This is a genomic window from Ruegeria sp. C9 (assembly GCF_056537585.1).
Genome location: NZ_JBQFRU010000002.1, coordinates 725494 through 740473 on the forward strand (window position 1 = coordinate 725494; position 14980 = coordinate 740473).

The 14980-nt window shown below is 55.7% G+C and carries 15 protein-coding genes; 5 read left to right on the forward strand and 10 right to left on the reverse strand.

Annotated features, from left to right (window positions below; genetic code table 11):
- Window positions 1-56: 56 nt before the first annotated feature.
- The 8 genes from dnaG to ACR0NE_RS07850 form a co-directional block, all read right to left on the reverse strand.
- Complete coding sequence (gene dnaG / locus ACR0NE_RS07815; RefSeq protein WP_170597920.1) at window positions 57-2009, reverse strand: DNA primase; 1953 nt, start codon at window positions 2007-2009, stop codon at window positions 57-59.
- A gap of 80 nt (window positions 2010-2089) precedes the next feature.
- Window positions 2090-2386 carry a hypothetical protein gene (locus tag ACR0NE_RS07820; RefSeq protein ID WP_170597918.1) on the reverse strand — a complete coding sequence of 99 codons (297 nt, stop codon included), beginning with the start codon at window positions 2384-2386 and terminating at the stop codon, window positions 2090-2092.
- Between the two features lie 35 nt (window positions 2387-2421).
- The gene (locus ACR0NE_RS07825; protein WP_170597916.1) at window positions 2422-2967 is read right to left on the reverse strand and encodes a sarcosine oxidase subunit gamma family protein; all 546 of its coding nucleotides are present in this window, start codon (window positions 2965-2967) and stop codon (window positions 2422-2424) included.
- Window positions 2960-5893 carry a sarcosine oxidase subunit alpha family protein gene (locus tag ACR0NE_RS07830; RefSeq protein WP_170597914.1) on the reverse strand — a complete coding sequence of 978 codons (2934 nt, stop codon included), beginning with the start codon at window positions 5891-5893 and terminating at the stop codon, window positions 2960-2962. The genes ACR0NE_RS07825 and ACR0NE_RS07830 overlap by 8 nt, the downstream gene beginning before the upstream one ends.
- The gene (locus ACR0NE_RS07835; protein WP_170396281.1) at window positions 5890-6153 is read right to left on the reverse strand and encodes a sarcosine oxidase subunit delta; all 264 of its coding nucleotides are present in this window, start codon (window positions 6151-6153) and stop codon (window positions 5890-5892) included. Before ACR0NE_RS07835 ends, ACR0NE_RS07830 begins: the two co-directional genes overlap by 4 nt.
- A gap of 55 nt (window positions 6154-6208) precedes the next feature.
- Window positions 6209-7462 carry a sarcosine oxidase subunit beta family protein gene (locus tag ACR0NE_RS07840; RefSeq protein ID WP_170597912.1) on the reverse strand — a complete coding sequence of 418 codons (1254 nt, stop codon included), beginning with the start codon at window positions 7460-7462 and terminating at the stop codon, window positions 6209-6211.
- A 196-nt stretch (window positions 7463-7658) separates the two neighbouring features.
- Complete coding sequence (locus tag ACR0NE_RS07845) at window positions 7659-9089, reverse strand: Glu/Leu/Phe/Val family dehydrogenase (RefSeq protein ID WP_170597910.1); 1431 nt, start codon at window positions 9087-9089, stop codon at window positions 7659-7661.
- Window positions 9076-9384: a hypothetical protein gene (locus tag ACR0NE_RS07850; protein ID WP_170396276.1), complete on the reverse strand. Its 309-nt coding sequence runs from the start codon at window positions 9382-9384 to the stop codon at window positions 9076-9078. The genes ACR0NE_RS07845 and ACR0NE_RS07850 overlap by 14 nt, the downstream gene beginning before the upstream one ends.
- A gap of 129 nt (window positions 9385-9513) precedes the next feature.
- Here ACR0NE_RS07850 and ACR0NE_RS07855 point away from each other — a divergent pair, with 129 nt between their 5' ends.
- Genes ACR0NE_RS07855 through ACR0NE_RS07865 form a run of 3 tightly spaced genes read left to right on the forward strand, consistent with a single transcriptional unit; the run spans window position 9514 to window position 12438 of the window.
- Window positions 9514-11241, forward strand: a complete 1728-nt coding sequence (locus tag ACR0NE_RS07855) for a pilus assembly protein TadG-related protein (RefSeq protein WP_255612046.1) — start codon at window positions 9514-9516, stop codon at window positions 11239-11241.
- Window positions 11238-11855: a TadE/TadG family type IV pilus assembly protein gene (locus ACR0NE_RS07860; RefSeq protein ID WP_170396272.1), complete on the forward strand. Its 618-nt coding sequence runs from the start codon at window positions 11238-11240 to the stop codon at window positions 11853-11855. Before ACR0NE_RS07855 ends, ACR0NE_RS07860 begins: the two co-directional genes overlap by 4 nt.
- Window positions 11842-12438 carry a hypothetical protein gene (locus ACR0NE_RS07865; protein WP_170396270.1) on the forward strand — a complete coding sequence of 199 codons (597 nt, stop codon included), beginning with the start codon at window positions 11842-11844 and terminating at the stop codon, window positions 12436-12438. Before ACR0NE_RS07860 ends, ACR0NE_RS07865 begins: the two co-directional genes overlap by 14 nt.
- Here the strand turns inward: ACR0NE_RS07865 and ACR0NE_RS07870 are convergent.
- Window positions 12435-12905 (reverse strand): hypothetical protein, encoded by a 471-nt coding sequence (locus tag ACR0NE_RS07870; protein ID WP_170422341.1) that lies wholly within the window; start codon window positions 12903-12905, stop codon window positions 12435-12437. The two genes, ACR0NE_RS07865 and ACR0NE_RS07870, sit on opposite strands and share 4 nt — an antisense overlap.
- Window positions 12906-13064: 159 nt before the next feature.
- Here ACR0NE_RS07870 and ACR0NE_RS07875 point away from each other — a divergent pair, with 159 nt between their 5' ends.
- Window positions 13065-13976 (forward strand): pirin family protein, encoded by a 912-nt coding sequence (locus ACR0NE_RS07875; RefSeq protein ID WP_170597908.1) that lies wholly within the window; start codon window positions 13065-13067, stop codon window positions 13974-13976.
- 7 nt (window positions 13977-13983) lie between these two features.
- Here the strand turns inward: ACR0NE_RS07875 and ACR0NE_RS07880 are convergent, their stop codons facing one another.
- Window positions 13984-14571, reverse strand: a complete 588-nt coding sequence (locus ACR0NE_RS07880; protein WP_170422345.1) for a TetR/AcrR family transcriptional regulator — start codon at window positions 14569-14571, stop codon at window positions 13984-13986.
- A 100-nt stretch (window positions 14572-14671) separates the two neighbouring features.
- Between ACR0NE_RS07880 and ACR0NE_RS07885 the strand changes: the two genes are divergently transcribed.
- On the forward strand, window positions 14672-14920 hold the full coding sequence (locus tag ACR0NE_RS07885) for a hypothetical protein (protein WP_170396262.1): 249 nt from the start codon (window positions 14672-14674) through the stop codon (window positions 14918-14920).
- Window positions 14921-14980 lie beyond the last annotated feature (60 nt).

Sequence of the window (14980 nt, forward strand, 5' to 3'; positions counted from 1 at the left end):
GATTCGGCCACCCGTTTACCCGTTTTTCTTTTCCAGTGCCTTACGAAAACACCACTTCATCGATGTTTCCGTTCGAATTTGATGCCAGACGTGATGGCCTCAAACGCGTCTTTCTCATCGCGGTTGATTCGCGCACCATTGTCGGCGATGTCGAAAACGGCCCTGTCTTCGTTCTGGCTGCGGCTTGTACGGTTGCGCTCTTCGGCGGCTTGCGCCAGCCGATATGTCAGCGCCTCATCGGCCAGATCAGACAATTCCTCTGCCGCTTCGGCAATCTCAGCATCCAACCCCCGGAGCGCTTTGATCTTTGCGAGTTCCTCGGCCAGCGTCATCTCGGCCTTTTCAACGTCGCCCGGTTTGTACACACAGGGGATCACTGCGACATGGCGAAGGGCCAGCAGGTTTTCAAGGGGTTCCGGTCCCAAAGCTGCGACAATATGATCTTTAATGTTGTCCGGATCATCAACTGCATGTCGCAACAAGACATCTCTCATGGCATTTAGTTCGGGATCCAAGCATGTCATTTCGTCGATCTGAATTTCGAACTGCACCACCAAAGCAGGCGTCAATATAGCAACTGCAAGAATGACACTTTCACGGAGCCGAATAGCAGCGCTGTTGTCGTTAGCAGCCAAGAAAGAAGTGCGTGCACCCTGTGTAGGTCCGGCAGTTTTGCGATCCCTATCCCGATTGGATTTCCAATTTTTTGCAGGGAACTTTTTCTGAGAGCGGTAAAAATGAAAAAGTAGATCCCGGATCTCCTGCCGATAGTGATTTCGTATCGACTTATCTCGGATTAACTTGATCTTCTCCCAAAGCGCTTTGTCCAATGCAGATCTGCGTTCTGGGCTATCAAAAACCTTGCCCTCAGTCTCGCGCTGCCACAGCAGCTTCACCATCGGAATGGCACCGTCCAGAACTGACCGAACTGCCCCTGCGCCTTCGGCGCGCAGCAAATCGTCAGGGTCCTTGCCTTCAGGCATTAGCGCAAAGCGCAGTGACTTACCCGCCTCCAGCAACGGCAATGCCAAGTCGACCGCCCGCATCGCCGCGCGCAGCCCTGCCGTATCGCCATCCAAAGCGATGATCGGCTCGTCAGAGATGCGCCAAAGTAGTTGCAACTGATGCTCGGTGATCGCCGTCCCCAATGGCGCAACCGACGCGCCAAACCCGGCCTCTGCCAAAGCGATCACGTCCATATAGCCCTCGGCCACAACCAAAGGCTGCCCCTTGCCTGCCGCCTGTCGTGCGGGGCCATGGTTGTAGAGGCTGCGGCCTTTGTCGAACAGATCGGTCTCGGGCGAGTTCAGGTATTTGGCGTTGTCATTGGGATCCATCGCCCGGCCACCAAACGCAATGCACCGCCCGCGCGGGTCGCGGATCGGGTACATGATGCGGTTGCGGAACGTATCATAGGGTTTCTTACCTTTGTTCGACGGCTTGGCCAGCCCGGCCCCAAGGATCAGGTCCTCGGAGACACTCTTACCGGTTAGATGATCCCACAGAGCCTGCCAGCCCTCGGGTGCGAAACCGATTTCCCAACGGTCCAGCGCCTTCGCGTCAAGACCGCGACGTGTCAAATAATCACGTGCCGCCGCCCCTGCCCCAGTCTTGAGTTGCAAACGAAAGAACTGCACAGCCTGTTCCATCACCTCGGCCAGCTGTGAACGGCGGTCCTGCTTTTCCTGCGCCTTGGGATCACGCGCGGGCATCGGCATCCCGGCCTCGCGCGCCAGAATTTCCACGGCTTCTATGAAAGAGACATTCTCGGTCTCTTTCACAAAACTGATCGCGTCCCCTTTGGCGTGGCAGCCAAAGCAATAATAGAATCCCTTTTGGTCATCGACGTGGAACGAGGCGGTCTTTTCGTGATGAAAGGGGCAAGGCGCCCACATATCCCCCTTGCCCTGATTGGATTTGCGCTGGTCCCACATGACCTTACGCCCAACAACCTGAGACAGGCTGAGGCGCGTGCGCAGTTCATCCAGAAATCCGGGGGGCAAAGACATGGGTCAAACCTGCCAGAAATGAAAACGCGCGCCAAGGGGATGGCACGCGGTTGTCCACAAAGAAATGATCTGGCTGTGGATTATTGCTGCAAACACAGCTCCAGCCATGCGGCGCCGAGGTCTTTCTTACGCACATCGCGCATCTTTTGTTCATAGACCCAAGGTGTGATCAGCGGAACTGCCGCGTTGTAGTTTTCCGGCCAAGTCGGGCCGCTATCTGCCACTGCCTGCGCTACATCGCGCTCTTTCACCCGATCAAGGCGTGCCTGCTGAATCGCGGCAACAACATCGGCCTGATACTTGCAGCTCTGCTCTTTGGTTTCCTGAGCAAATGCTGGGGTGGCAAGCAAGGCCGTGACAATGGCGATACGCAACATAAAGGTCTCCGAGGATTCGTTTCGTTCCAAGAAGTTTAGCCGCGCGCGGCGATGCCTTCCATTGCCCTTTTCAAATCGTGAACCAACGTCTCAGCCATGGACCGGAAGACCATGATCTGAAACGTGTTCTCCCCAACGCGCGTGATCGAAGCAGTCATGTGGAACAGCAGGGTTCGGGCGGAGTGGCCGCGCTTGAAGTTCGCCTTACGCAGATCAATAGGCACTACGCGCGCCAGTACGTCTTCGACATCAGCACCCTCTAACCGGACCACAGCCCAGGCATCTGATTGGTCCACAATGGCAGCATTCTCGGTCAGGGTCGCATCAGGAGACGGCCCGATCAGCATCGCATGCGCCGGGCCGAACCAGATCGCCCGCGCGCCAGCCTTACCCGTTGCGCGATTGGCCGACGGATAAGCCATCCCATGCGCTGCTTTCAAAGCCTCCGATAGCGCCCTTTGCTTACCCTTGAAAGTTGAGATCGAATGGATCGCCCCCGCATCCTCTTCGCTGAGCGTTACAGAGCCGATAGTCAAAGGCAGCAATCCGTCGCAGGGTGTTTTGGCGATCAGTTTATCCACGGACGCGCCCTCCTTCGGGGTCAAAGAAAACCGGGTTCACCACTTCGCACAGGGTTGTCACGCCGCGCAGATGATCGACCATTTTCACGATTTCTCCATACCTCTCAGGCCCGTCCGCCAGGAAGCCCAAACCCAACATCGTTTCCAGCGTCGGGGAATAACACACGGAGGTCAGATAGCCCTGATCATTGGTCCGCACCGGCTCGGCCTCTTCCCGGTAAAGATGCGCGCCCGCAAGCAATTCCCTGCTTTCGCCAATGGGTATAAGCCCGACCAAACGCTCGCGCCCCGGCTCTTCAAGCCCCGGACGTTGCGACATGGTTTTGCCGATGCAATCCTTCTTCTGCGACACCATCCGACCCATGCCGATATCATAGGCAGTCGTCCGTCCGTGGATCTCGGAATGCGTAATAAAGCCCTTTTCGATCCGAAGAACGTTCAGTGCCTCCATCCCATAAAGACCACCGCCCAGCGCTTCAGCCCGCTCGGTCAAAATATCGAACAGGCTCGCGCCATAGCGCTCAGGCACGGCGATTTCATATGCATGCTCGCCCGAGAACGAGATCCGGAACAAACGCCCCTGCACACCCAGCACCGAGATCGATCCGCAAGCCATGAAGGGCCAGCTTTCTTCATCAAGAGGTGCGCCCAGCAGATCGTTCAACAATTCACGCGATTTTGGTCCGGCCACGGCAAACTGTGCCCACTGTTCAGTGACCGAGATGAACGAGACATCCAGATCAGGGCGCAGTCCCTGATGAACGAACTCCAGATGCTTCATTACGTCGCCAGCACCTGCCGTGGTGGTAGTCATCAGGTAATGCGTCTCTCCCAGCCGCGCGGTGGTGCCATCATCCATGACGAATCCATCCTCACGCAACATCAGGCCATATCGCGTTCGGCCAACTTTGAGGGTCGAGAACATGTTCGTATAAACGAAGTCCAGAAACGCCCCCGCATCCGGCCCCTGTATGTCAATCTTGCCAAGCGTCGAGACATCGCACACCCCGACGGCCTGACGCACCATGTTGACCTCACGGTCACAGGATTGCCGCCACGTGGTTTCTTCATCCTTTGGGAAATAGCTGGGGCGATACCACAACCCGGCCTCAACCAACGGAGCTTTCCGCGCTACGGTCGCTTTGTGCGAAGTGATAAAGCGTTGCGGCTTGAAACCCTTGCCTTCAGCCCCAGCACCCAGCGCGGCAATGGCGATAGGAGAATACGGAGGGCGGAACGTCGTGGTTCCGGTTTCGGGTATCGCGCGCCCGGTGACGTCCGCTAGAATGGCCAACGCCGCCACGTTCGAATTCTTGCCCTGATCCGTCGCCATACCTTGTGTCGTATAGCGCTTCATGTGCTCGACTGACCGGAAGTTCTCAGTCGCGGCCTGTTTGACGTCTTTCACTGTAACATCGTTCTGGAAATCCAGCCACGCGCGCCCTTTGCCGGGAACGGCCCAAAGCTGCGTGATCTCGTATGGCGTATCCTCGGCCTGCGGTGGCACAGTCTTCGAGGCCTTGTAGCCAAGATCGCCGAGCACGCCTTTGGCTGCCTCAATCCCTTCACGAAGGCAGGCTGTAGTTGAGAAAGATCCATTGCACGCACCCGCTGTCACCATGCCCGGCACGGCCCCCGGCGTTGGCACAAAGGCCTCGATCTCACGCTTCCAGATCGGGCGGCTATTCATGTGACACGTTAGATGAACCGAAGGATTCCAGCCCCCTGTCATGGCAAGGCAATCCGTGTGTATCCGTTCTTCTCCACTGGCGCGGCGCACTGTAATCGCCTCCAGCCCCTTACGGCCCGAACTGTTACAAACTTGCGCCCCGCGTAGAACCTCGTAATCGTCAGACAAGGGCGCGTCATGGCGGCTATCGATCACAGCCGCCACATGGACACCAGCATCCAACAAATCACGAGCAGTGCGATGGATATCGTCAGTATTTCCGAAGATCGTCACATTGCGGCCCGGGCTGACACCCCATCGGTTTAGATACGCCCGCACCGCGCCAGCGGTCATGATCCCCGGGCGATCATTGTTGCGGAATGCGACCGGGCGCTCCAGCGCGCCTGCCGCCAGAACTGACCGCTTGGCCACGATCCGCCAATAGGTTTCCAACGGCGCCCCGTTGGGGCGGTGATCCGTATGGTGAAAAACGCGTTCCAACGCCGCAAAGGTACCTTGGTCATAGGCACCTGCGATAGTGGTCCGGGTCATGATGCGGACATTGTCCATCGCGGCTAACTCGGCCAGCACTTCGTCAACCCACACGGGACCCGGTTTTCCGTCGACCTCATAGGTCTCGGCCAGCAGACGCCCACCCACGCGACTGTTTTCGTCGGCCAGAATGACGTCCGCGCCGGCACGACCAGCGACCAGTGCGGCCATCAGCCCCGCAGGCCCTGCCCCGATAATCAGCAGATCGCAAAAGGCATAAGCGCTTTCGTACTTGTCGGCATTGTCTTCGCCCGACAGTGCACCCAATCCGGCGGCACGTCGAATGATCGGCTCGTATAGCTTTTCCCAGAAGCTTTTCGGCCACATGAAGGTTTTGTAGTAAAAACCCGCGCCCAAAAACGGGGAAGCCAGATCGTTGATCCCCATCAAATCGACACTCAGGCTGGGCCAGCGATTCTGGCTGCGCGCTTCAAGTCCCGGATAGATCTCTTGCATCGTGGCGCGAATATTTGGTTCTTGACCTGCGCCTGCCCCCACGGTCATCAGCGCATTCGGCTCTTCGCTGCCTGCGCTCAGCACACCCCTAGGCCGGTGGTACTTGAACGAACGCCCCATCAGTCGTACGCCATTCGCCAAAAGCGCTGAGGTCAGGGTGTCGCCCGCATAGCCGCTATAGCTGGCACCATCGAAAACAAACGGAATCGACTGCGTACGATCGATAAGACCCTTTCCATCGATCCTCATGCCCGCTCCTCCGATGCCGGCTGCGCGTCGATCATCTCATGCGTGACCGTGTTTCGTGTGACCACGATCCATGCACCGCACCCGCCTTCGTGATACCAAAGCTCTCGTGTCGGCCCTGCCGGGTTTTCCCGTTGGTAGACAAAATCATCCCAAGCCGCCTCACCGGCATCCGGGGCCGGTCGGTCCAGATCCACTGCCGCCCCGCGATAGTAGAATTCGCGCCGATCCCGTTCGCCGCAATATGGACAGGTGATCCTCATAGCCGCGCGCCCTTCTTGATCTTTTCAATAATACCCAAATCCAACATCGCGCCCCTCAATGCAGATTGTGCTGAGAGCCCTTGCCCTCTTCATCGATAATCCCGCGCCCGGTGCGGAAACGATCCAGTCGGAAGCCGGTGGCATTCTCGTGATACCGATCCGTCGCAATCAGATGCGCAAACACATTCCCCGAACCTGGAACCGCCTTGAAGCCACCATAGTTCCAGCCGCAATTGAGATAGAGCCCATCAATATCCGTTCGGTCTATGATCGGAGAGCCATCGGGCGACATATCCATGATCCCGCCCCAGGATCGCAGCACCCGTGCCTTGCCGATCATCGGCATCAGCGCCATCCCGGCCTCCATCACGCTTTCGACGGTGGGCAAATTACCTCGCGCCGCATAGGAGGTGTAAAAATCCAGATCACCGCCAAAGACCAGACCGCCCTTATCTGACTGGCTGATATAGAAATGCCCCATGCCAAACGTCACCACATGATCGATGCAGGGCTTCAGACCCTCGGTCACGAAGGCCTGCAAGACATGGCTTTCAATCGGCAGCCTCATTCCAGCCATCGCCGCCACCTGACCTGAACGCCCGGCAGCAACCATCGCCACCTTCTTGGCCCGGATCGGCCCGCGCGAGGTCTGAACACCGCGCACCACGCCATTCTCGATATCAATACCGGTCACTTCGCAGTTCTGGATCAGATCCACGCCGCGCTGGTCCGCTCCGCGCGCATAGCCCCAGGCCACTGCATCGTGTCGCGCTGTACCTCCGCGCGGGTGGTAGAGACCGCCATACAGAGGGAACCTAAGGTCATCGAAATTCAGAAAGGGCACCATCCGCCTCAATTCATCGCGATTGAGCAGGATAGCATCGTCACCCTGACTGATCATCATGTTGCCCCGGCGCGCAGCGGCATCACGCTGCCCGTCCGAATGGAACAGGTTGATGATCCCGCGTTGCGAATGCATGACATTGTAGTTCAGATCCTGCTCAAGACCTTCCCACAGCTTCAATGAGTGCGAGTAGAACTCGGAATTGCCCTGCAAAAAGTAATTCGCGCGCACAATGGTGGTGTTGCGCCCGACATTGCCCCCACCGATATAGCCCTTTTCCAGAACAGCGATATTGGTCAGACCATGTTCCTTGGCCAGATAATAGGCCGTGCTCAACCCATGACCTCCGCCGCCGATAATGACGATGTCATATTCGGATTTCGGTTCAGGCTCGCGCCAGTGCGGCGTCCAGCCTATGTTGCCGGTCAGGCCCTCTTTCAGGACACGTAAGCCGGAGAAACGCATTCAGACCTCCCTACAGGTGTGTCGGCATCAAACCAACTTCACCCAGCAGTAACAACGCCGGAATCCGGTTCCACTCCTGTTTTCGACGAAAACTTGTCGCTGGGCGACCAATCCACACACTCTGACGACTTCGGCCGAAATGAAAAGTGGCCAACCCATTGGTTGGCCACTCAAGAAGTTTCTGCTCTTTGCGCGCTCAGAGGCCCTTGGCGCGATAGCTTTTTGAGACGCGGTCGATCGCAACGATATAGGCCGCCGTGCGCAGATCGTCGACATCCGCGCGATCATGCCAGACTTCGCTCATCGACTGATAGGCAATGCGCATCGTGTCATCGAGACCAGAACGCACCAGCTCCAACTCGCCAGCGCCCTTTAGGTACTTGGCCTTGAAATCCGGAGACATCGACCATGCGTCACCCAGATACCGATCTAGCCGCTGCAATTCGCTGACGATCAACTCATGCCGAGCTTCTTCCTGACGCCGCTGCATCCGGCCAAAACGGATGTGGCTGAGGTTCTTGACCCATTCGAAATAGGACACGGTCACACCGCCGGCATTTGCATACATGTCAGGGATGATCACCGTACCTTTCTTGCGCAGGATCTCATCCGCACCCGCCGTGACAGGCCCGTTGGCGGCCTCGATGATCAGCGGTGCTTTGATACGTTCGGCGTTGGACAGGTTTATTACCCCCTCCAGCGCCGCCGGGATCAGGATGTCACACTCTGCCTCAAGCACAGCGCCACCCTCGGCGGAATGCGTGGCGTCAGGATAGTCTTTCACGCCGCCATGCTTGACGATCCACTGCCGCACGGCTTCTACGTCAATGCCGTCGGGATTATACAATGCACCATCCCATTCGATGATGCCGACCACACGCGACCCGTCTTCCTCGCTGAGGAATTTAGCTGCGTGATATCCAACGTTACCCAAGCCCTGTACGACGACGCGCTTCCCATCAAGCGAGCCTGACATGTTCGCCTTCTTGACGTCTTCCGGGTTTCGGAAGAATTCGCGCAAAGCGTATTGGATGCCGCGCCCGGTTGCTTCGACCCTGCCCGCGATGCCGCCGGCGTTCAAAGGTTTCCCCGTCACGCAGGCTCGCGCGTTGATATCGGTCGTATTCATCCGCGCATATTGGTCAGCCATCCACGCCATTTCGCGCTCGCCGGTTCCCATATCGGGCGCAGGGACGTTCTGAGATGGGTTGATCAGATCGCGCTTTGCCAGCTCATAGGCAAAACGACGCGTGATCTGTTCCATCTCATGTTCTTCATACTGGCGAGGATCAATGCAAAGGCCCCCTTTCGAGCCACCAAAGGGCGCTTCGACCAGTGCACACTTGTAAGTCATGAGCGCAGCGAGCGCTTCGACCTCATCCTGGTTCACCGCCAAGGCATAGCGAATGCCACCCTTTACCGGCTCCATATGTTCCGAATGAACCGAACGATATCCGGTAAAGGTGTGGATCTGCCCCCGCAGACGCACCCCGAACCGAACGGTGTAGGTGGCATTACAAACCCGTATCTTCTCTTCTAGCCCGGGCGGCAAATCCATCAGAGACGCCGCTCTGTTGAACATCAAATCAACACTCTCACGAAAGCTGGGTTCTTTAATGCCGGTCATAAAATCCTCCGTGCCGGTAGACGAGATACGTCATGACTTTTTGTCGCACTGCTTGCCAAATACCGCAATCAGTAACTGCACGTATTTTCATCAGTTTGTGAACTTTACTTTTCAGCTCCATTGGTGAGTCGGGCGTTAACGAAAGCCGCGCGATTGTCCAAAGGCGCGAAACAAAACCACCAATAACACCGGGAATAAAGCTGAATCTCGTTAAAAACGAGCAGCATAGTGTCCACTGCGCCCAAATCTCGCCACGATCCGTGGGTAAATTATTAAAGTTGCGAAGTGCTGGCATCAGTGTGTCTGATCGACCGAGGAACCAATTATGCGCAAGTTTGATTTGAAGGCCCAATTCAACCGTCTCTGCCGCGAAAACAGTTGTTCGCGGCACTTGCGGCACTTTGTTTCTTCGACAGAAGGCACGATGACGATCCTTGCCCTTTTCCTGATCGTGATAGTCTTCACCGTGGCCGGGTTCGCGGTCGACGTCATGCGGTATGATCGCGAAAGGGTAAGGCTACAATACGCACTGGACCGCGCGGTCCTTGCCGCAGCTGACCTGGACCAAGAGCTTTGCCCACGGGTCGTGGTGAATGATTACATTCGCAAAGAAGGTTTCGATACGAATATCATCAAAAATATCAAGGTCGAGCCCGAGACATGCACGACAAACGACGACGGAACCGTGACTCAGGTTGCAGAACTTGAAGGAAAGCGGAAAGTCGAAGCCAGCGCCGACATGAGCATTGAGACACACTTCATGAAATGGAGTGGCGTCGATTACATTGATACAACCGCCACCAGCATCGCCGAAGAATCGATTGGTAACGTCGAAATTTCATTGGTTCTGGACGTCTCGGGTTCGATGCGCGGGACAAAGCTGACCAACCTCAAAAGTGCCGCTGAGGACTTTATCGATGAGATGATCCTGAAATCTGAAGATGGTAGATTGTCGATCTCAATCGTGCCCTACTCGGAACAGGTGTCGGTGCCTGACTACCTTATGAATGCTTTGAACACGATCGGGGCTAACGAAAGGGCCAATTGCATCGATTTCCAGGCTTCGGACTACACAACGACCGATTTCAACTATTACGACATCGTGGACGACGAAGGAAACATCATCACAAAAGGGGATTATGTCCCGCAAACTCTTCATTTCAAGGATAATGGCTCCAGCGACAAAAGGTTCAGCGACACGTTGGTAACCAGCAATACGTGCCGTCTTGAAACCACCACAGATCGGCGAGAGATGACGGTAATCCAGAATGATCCTGACATTCTGAAAGGTCAGATCCAGAATCTTGTGGCAAGCGGCTGGACTTCGATCGATGTGGGCCTCAAGTGGGGTCTAACTTTGCTTGACGATAGTATCCAACCGCTGATCGCTCAGATTGCAGACAGTTCAGAAATTCCGGACTCGTTCGCAATTCGGCCAGCCCCTAACAAGACCACGGACACCCTCAAGGTTCTGGTGCTGATGACGGATGGCGAAAACACTTATCAGCACAAAGTGAATCCGCCTTATAATGACGGCCCCTCGGACATCTATTGGAATGAAGATGCCGAAACGTATTCTATCTACGATGAAGAGTATGACCGCTGGGCTTGGCCTAATGTCGCCACAACTGTGCGGGACAGTTCGTACAGGCGCTGGACCCGCGACAAATACCAAGATCATGCCCATGGCAATGGGACTTATATGCGCTACCGCTGTACGGATTACTACAACGGCACCTGCTATTCGATGGATCGATCGCAAACACGCGAAGACTCCGAAGGGCTTTCAACAGATTCCGATCCGGTAGAACTGGAATGGCCTGATGTCTGGGCGCATACTGAAAAATACGCAATTCGGAATATGTTGCGTCACGCTTATGGCTGGGATCGCGGCGAAGAATTTGCAGCTGACTCCACGACCGAAATTGGTCCTTCGACCAAAAATCCAAATGTTGTAGATCTCTGCGAAGAAGCTGAAGAAGATAATGTCATCATCTTCTCGATCGCTTTTGAGGCACCCTACGGTGTTAAGCAGATGCTGAAAGACTGCGCGATCAAACCTGCCCGTTACTATGAAGCGACCGGCAATCAGATTGAACGCGTCTTCGATTCAATCAGCACCTCCATTCAAAACCTGAGGCTGACCCAATGACAAAGACACTGCGGAATCGGCTTCGGAGATTTCGAAAGAATGAGGATGGAAACTCGTCTATCGAGTTTATCTTCTGGTTTCCATTCTTCCTGTATGTCGCTTATTCAGGCATGGATCTGGGATTGCAATCCTTCCACCATGCCGATCTTGAACGATCTCTGGATATGACAATTCGGGAGGTTCGGCTTAATCGCCTTCCTGAAGGGGAAGATGAATGGGATCACGCGCTGCTGAAGAAAATGATCTGTGACGAAGCGCTGATAACCAATTGCTCGGAAAACCTTGCGCTCGAGATGAAGTCCATTGATCCGCGTGTCGGCAATCAGTTGGATCCAACCCCCTATTGCGTCGACACTCCGGAGACAATTCGTAAGCCGGACGAAGTTGTTTTTGAACAAGGGACTTCAAATGAGCTTATGATTATCCGCGCCTGTCTTGAGGTTTCACCTGTTTTTGGGCTTTCGATGCTGAGCGGCATTGCGAAGCAGGACAACGACGGCCAATGGGAACTGCAGGCGACGACCGTATTTGTTCATGAACCATTTGGTGGTTCATCAGCTGATCCTGACGATTCATCTGACACAACAGTGGATGTGGCCGATGCCTCGAATTAACAAAGAGAATCGCAACCTTCCCAAGGCACTGCTGAACCGCTTTCTCAAACGAGAAGACGGCGCCTTATCGGTCGAGGCAATGCTGATATTGCCGCTGCTGTTCTGGTCAATGTTTGCGTCTTACACCTATTATGACAGCTATCGCCAAAGCGCGATCAACATCAAAGGAGCCTACGCAGTTGCGGATGTGCTCTCACGCGAAGCTGAAGATGTTAACGCCGCGTATATCAACACTATGTACGACCTTCTGGAAAACATGGTTGATACCAGAGCACCGGTCTCGATGCGTGTGACCTATCTGACCTATGATGGTGATAACGATCTCCACGATGTTCTATGGTCCTGCGTGCGGGGCACTGGATATCAGAAATGGACCGACGCAGAGATCGTGAAAATCAAACAACGGCTTCCGGTCATGCCTGATAACGGCTCAATGATACTGGTCGAAACCAACAATACATACAAAGCGCCATTCCAGATGGCATTCAAATTTGCTGACTTTGAAATGGATAATCTGGTCTTCACACACCCGCGTGTTTTCGACCAGATCGTCAATACCGACCCTGCTTGCTTGGGTGTCTAACTCTTTTCAGCAAGCATCGCCGACAGCATTTCCGACATGTATTTGGTCTCGGCGGCGGCTGTCATGCCGCCTATGCCAATCCTTCGTCCGACACGCCACCAAAGACCGGGCGCCCACTGGTTTGAGCTTCGTGCATGAGTGATTACCAAGAAGCCATTTGATGGCTTAAATGCGAACACGCCCCGGTCTACGCCTTCGACATCCTCGATATTGCAGATCACCTGCCCCGAGCCTGTGCGCAATTGGGATTGGGTCAGCTCGATCCTGTCTTCGGTCGCGTACCACATGCGACGGGCCAACCAGAACGCGGCTGCCCCGGAAACCAGTAAGAAGACCTGCCAGCCAAACTCAGGCGGCGATGCCAACGCGACGTAAATGACCAACGCCCCGACCGTGACCAGCATCCCTACCCCAGTCCAGCGCCGCGGTGCCGAGGCCGCGACCGTAGCCAGCACTTCTTCTTGCATATTGTTCTCCTGATTGTCCGCCCGCTTTAACCGCTTTGATACGCAAAGGACAGCACCGCGTCACCTGTCTGAGCATCTTCGCACAGCTTCAGTGTTCCTGCGCAAATTGACTGCCTCAGGCCGATGCATAAGTTCCGGTCAAAGGATCAGGAGGCTTTTATGTCACTCAGACCAACTTTGGAATTCCGCAAGGCAGTCCCGACGATGGAAGGCGCGGGCGTCAAACTGCACCGGGCGTTCGGGTTTCAGGACCCGTCGGAACTGGACCCGTTTCTGCTGTTCGATGATTTCCGGAATGACAACCCATTGGACTATATGGCCGGTTTTCCGTGGCATCCGCATCGGGGCATCGAAACGATCACTTATGTCCTGTCCGGCACAGTCGAACACAGCGACTCGCTGGGCAATAGCGGCACGCTGGGTGCCGGAGATGTCCAGTGGATGACCGCCGGGTCGGGTATCCTACATCAGGAAATGCCCAAGGGGTCGGCCAGCGGTCAGATGCATGGGTTCCAGCTGTGGGGCAATCTGCCATCAGATCAGAAGATGGCCGCCCCGCGCTATCAGGACGTTCAAAGCACTGATATTCCAGAAATCATCGATGATGATGGGACAAAGGTCCGTGTGATTGTCGGCACATTCTGGGGACGCACGGGCCCAGTGGACGGTATCGCTGCCGATCCGCAATACCTGGATATCAGCATACCGGCAGGGGTGAAAAAGACCTTTCCGATCGACACATACCGCCGGGCCTTCGCCTATATCTTTGAAGGCAGCGCTGCCTTTGCGGATGCGTCTCGGCCAACTGGAATTCTTCTAGAGAAAGAGGTCGCCGGGCAAGAGGTCAACATCCGCGACATGTCAGGAGACAGGACGTTGATTCGGTTCGGGACCGGAGACGAAATCACGGTTCAGGCCGGGCCCGAGGGTGTACGGTTTCTTTTGATCTCGGGCGCTCCGATCGATGAACCCGTGGCGTGGCATGGCCCGATCGTGATGAATACGCAGGCAGAATTACAGCAAGCGTTTCGGGAGTTGCGGAACGGAACGTTCATCCGCCCGGCCCACTAAGGGCTGGTCAGGCGGTAACCGCTTTGCGGACCATGTCCCAGTATACCTGCTCGACCTCATCCAGCGACAGGCGGCCACCGCTGCGATACCAAGTGATCACACCATTCAGCATGGCAATCACCGCTAATGTGGCGATCTTGGTATCGGTGACCGAAAATTGACCCGATTGCTGCCCGTTACGCAGAATATGCTCTAACGAGTCCTCGTAACGGCGGCGCAGGGCCTCGATTTCGGCAAAATTTTCGGGGTTCAGATTGCGCAGCTCCATGTAAGCGATGAACACCTCGTCGGGACGCTGCAGGTGAAAACGGATGTGGAACCCGACAAACTGACGCAACGCATCTTGTGGATTATCAAACCGGTCGAGATCGTCATAGGCGGCCATCAGATCCTGCATGTGATCGCGCATCAGCCGAAACAGCAGGCTCTGCTTGTCGGGCGTGTAATTATAGAGTGCCCCAGCCTGCACCCCCACCTCGCCTGCGATCTGCCGCATTGAAACCGCAGCATAGCCATGACGGGCAAACAGCCCCAGTGCGGCCTCGCGAATGCGGGGGCCGGTGATATCGGAATGAGAACCTTGTGTACGCGCCATGCTTCGATCGTATCTGAACAGACGTTCAGATAGAACCCCGCTTGAACCATTCCGACAAAACGTGCATCACGGGATACACGCTGCGACCCGAAGGACTGCGATGAAGCTTTTGCTGCCCATTCTCTTTGTGCTGGCCACCGCCGGCTGCGCAAATATCCCTGAGTTGGAAGGCAGCGAAACCGCCGCATTGCGCAAGGCACCCTACCCCAAGCTTATTGCTTTAGATCCCGCCCTCGGCCCTCCGACCGATCCAATCAGCGAAGCGGAAGAGGTAGAAGAAGACCTGACAGCACGCAGCGAAGCGTTGGCGGAAAAGGCCGAAGCGCTGCAGAATGCCGAGATTAACTAGGATTTCGGTCACGTCACTAGCTCCAAAAGATTAGACGGATTGCACCCCTGCCTCGAACCC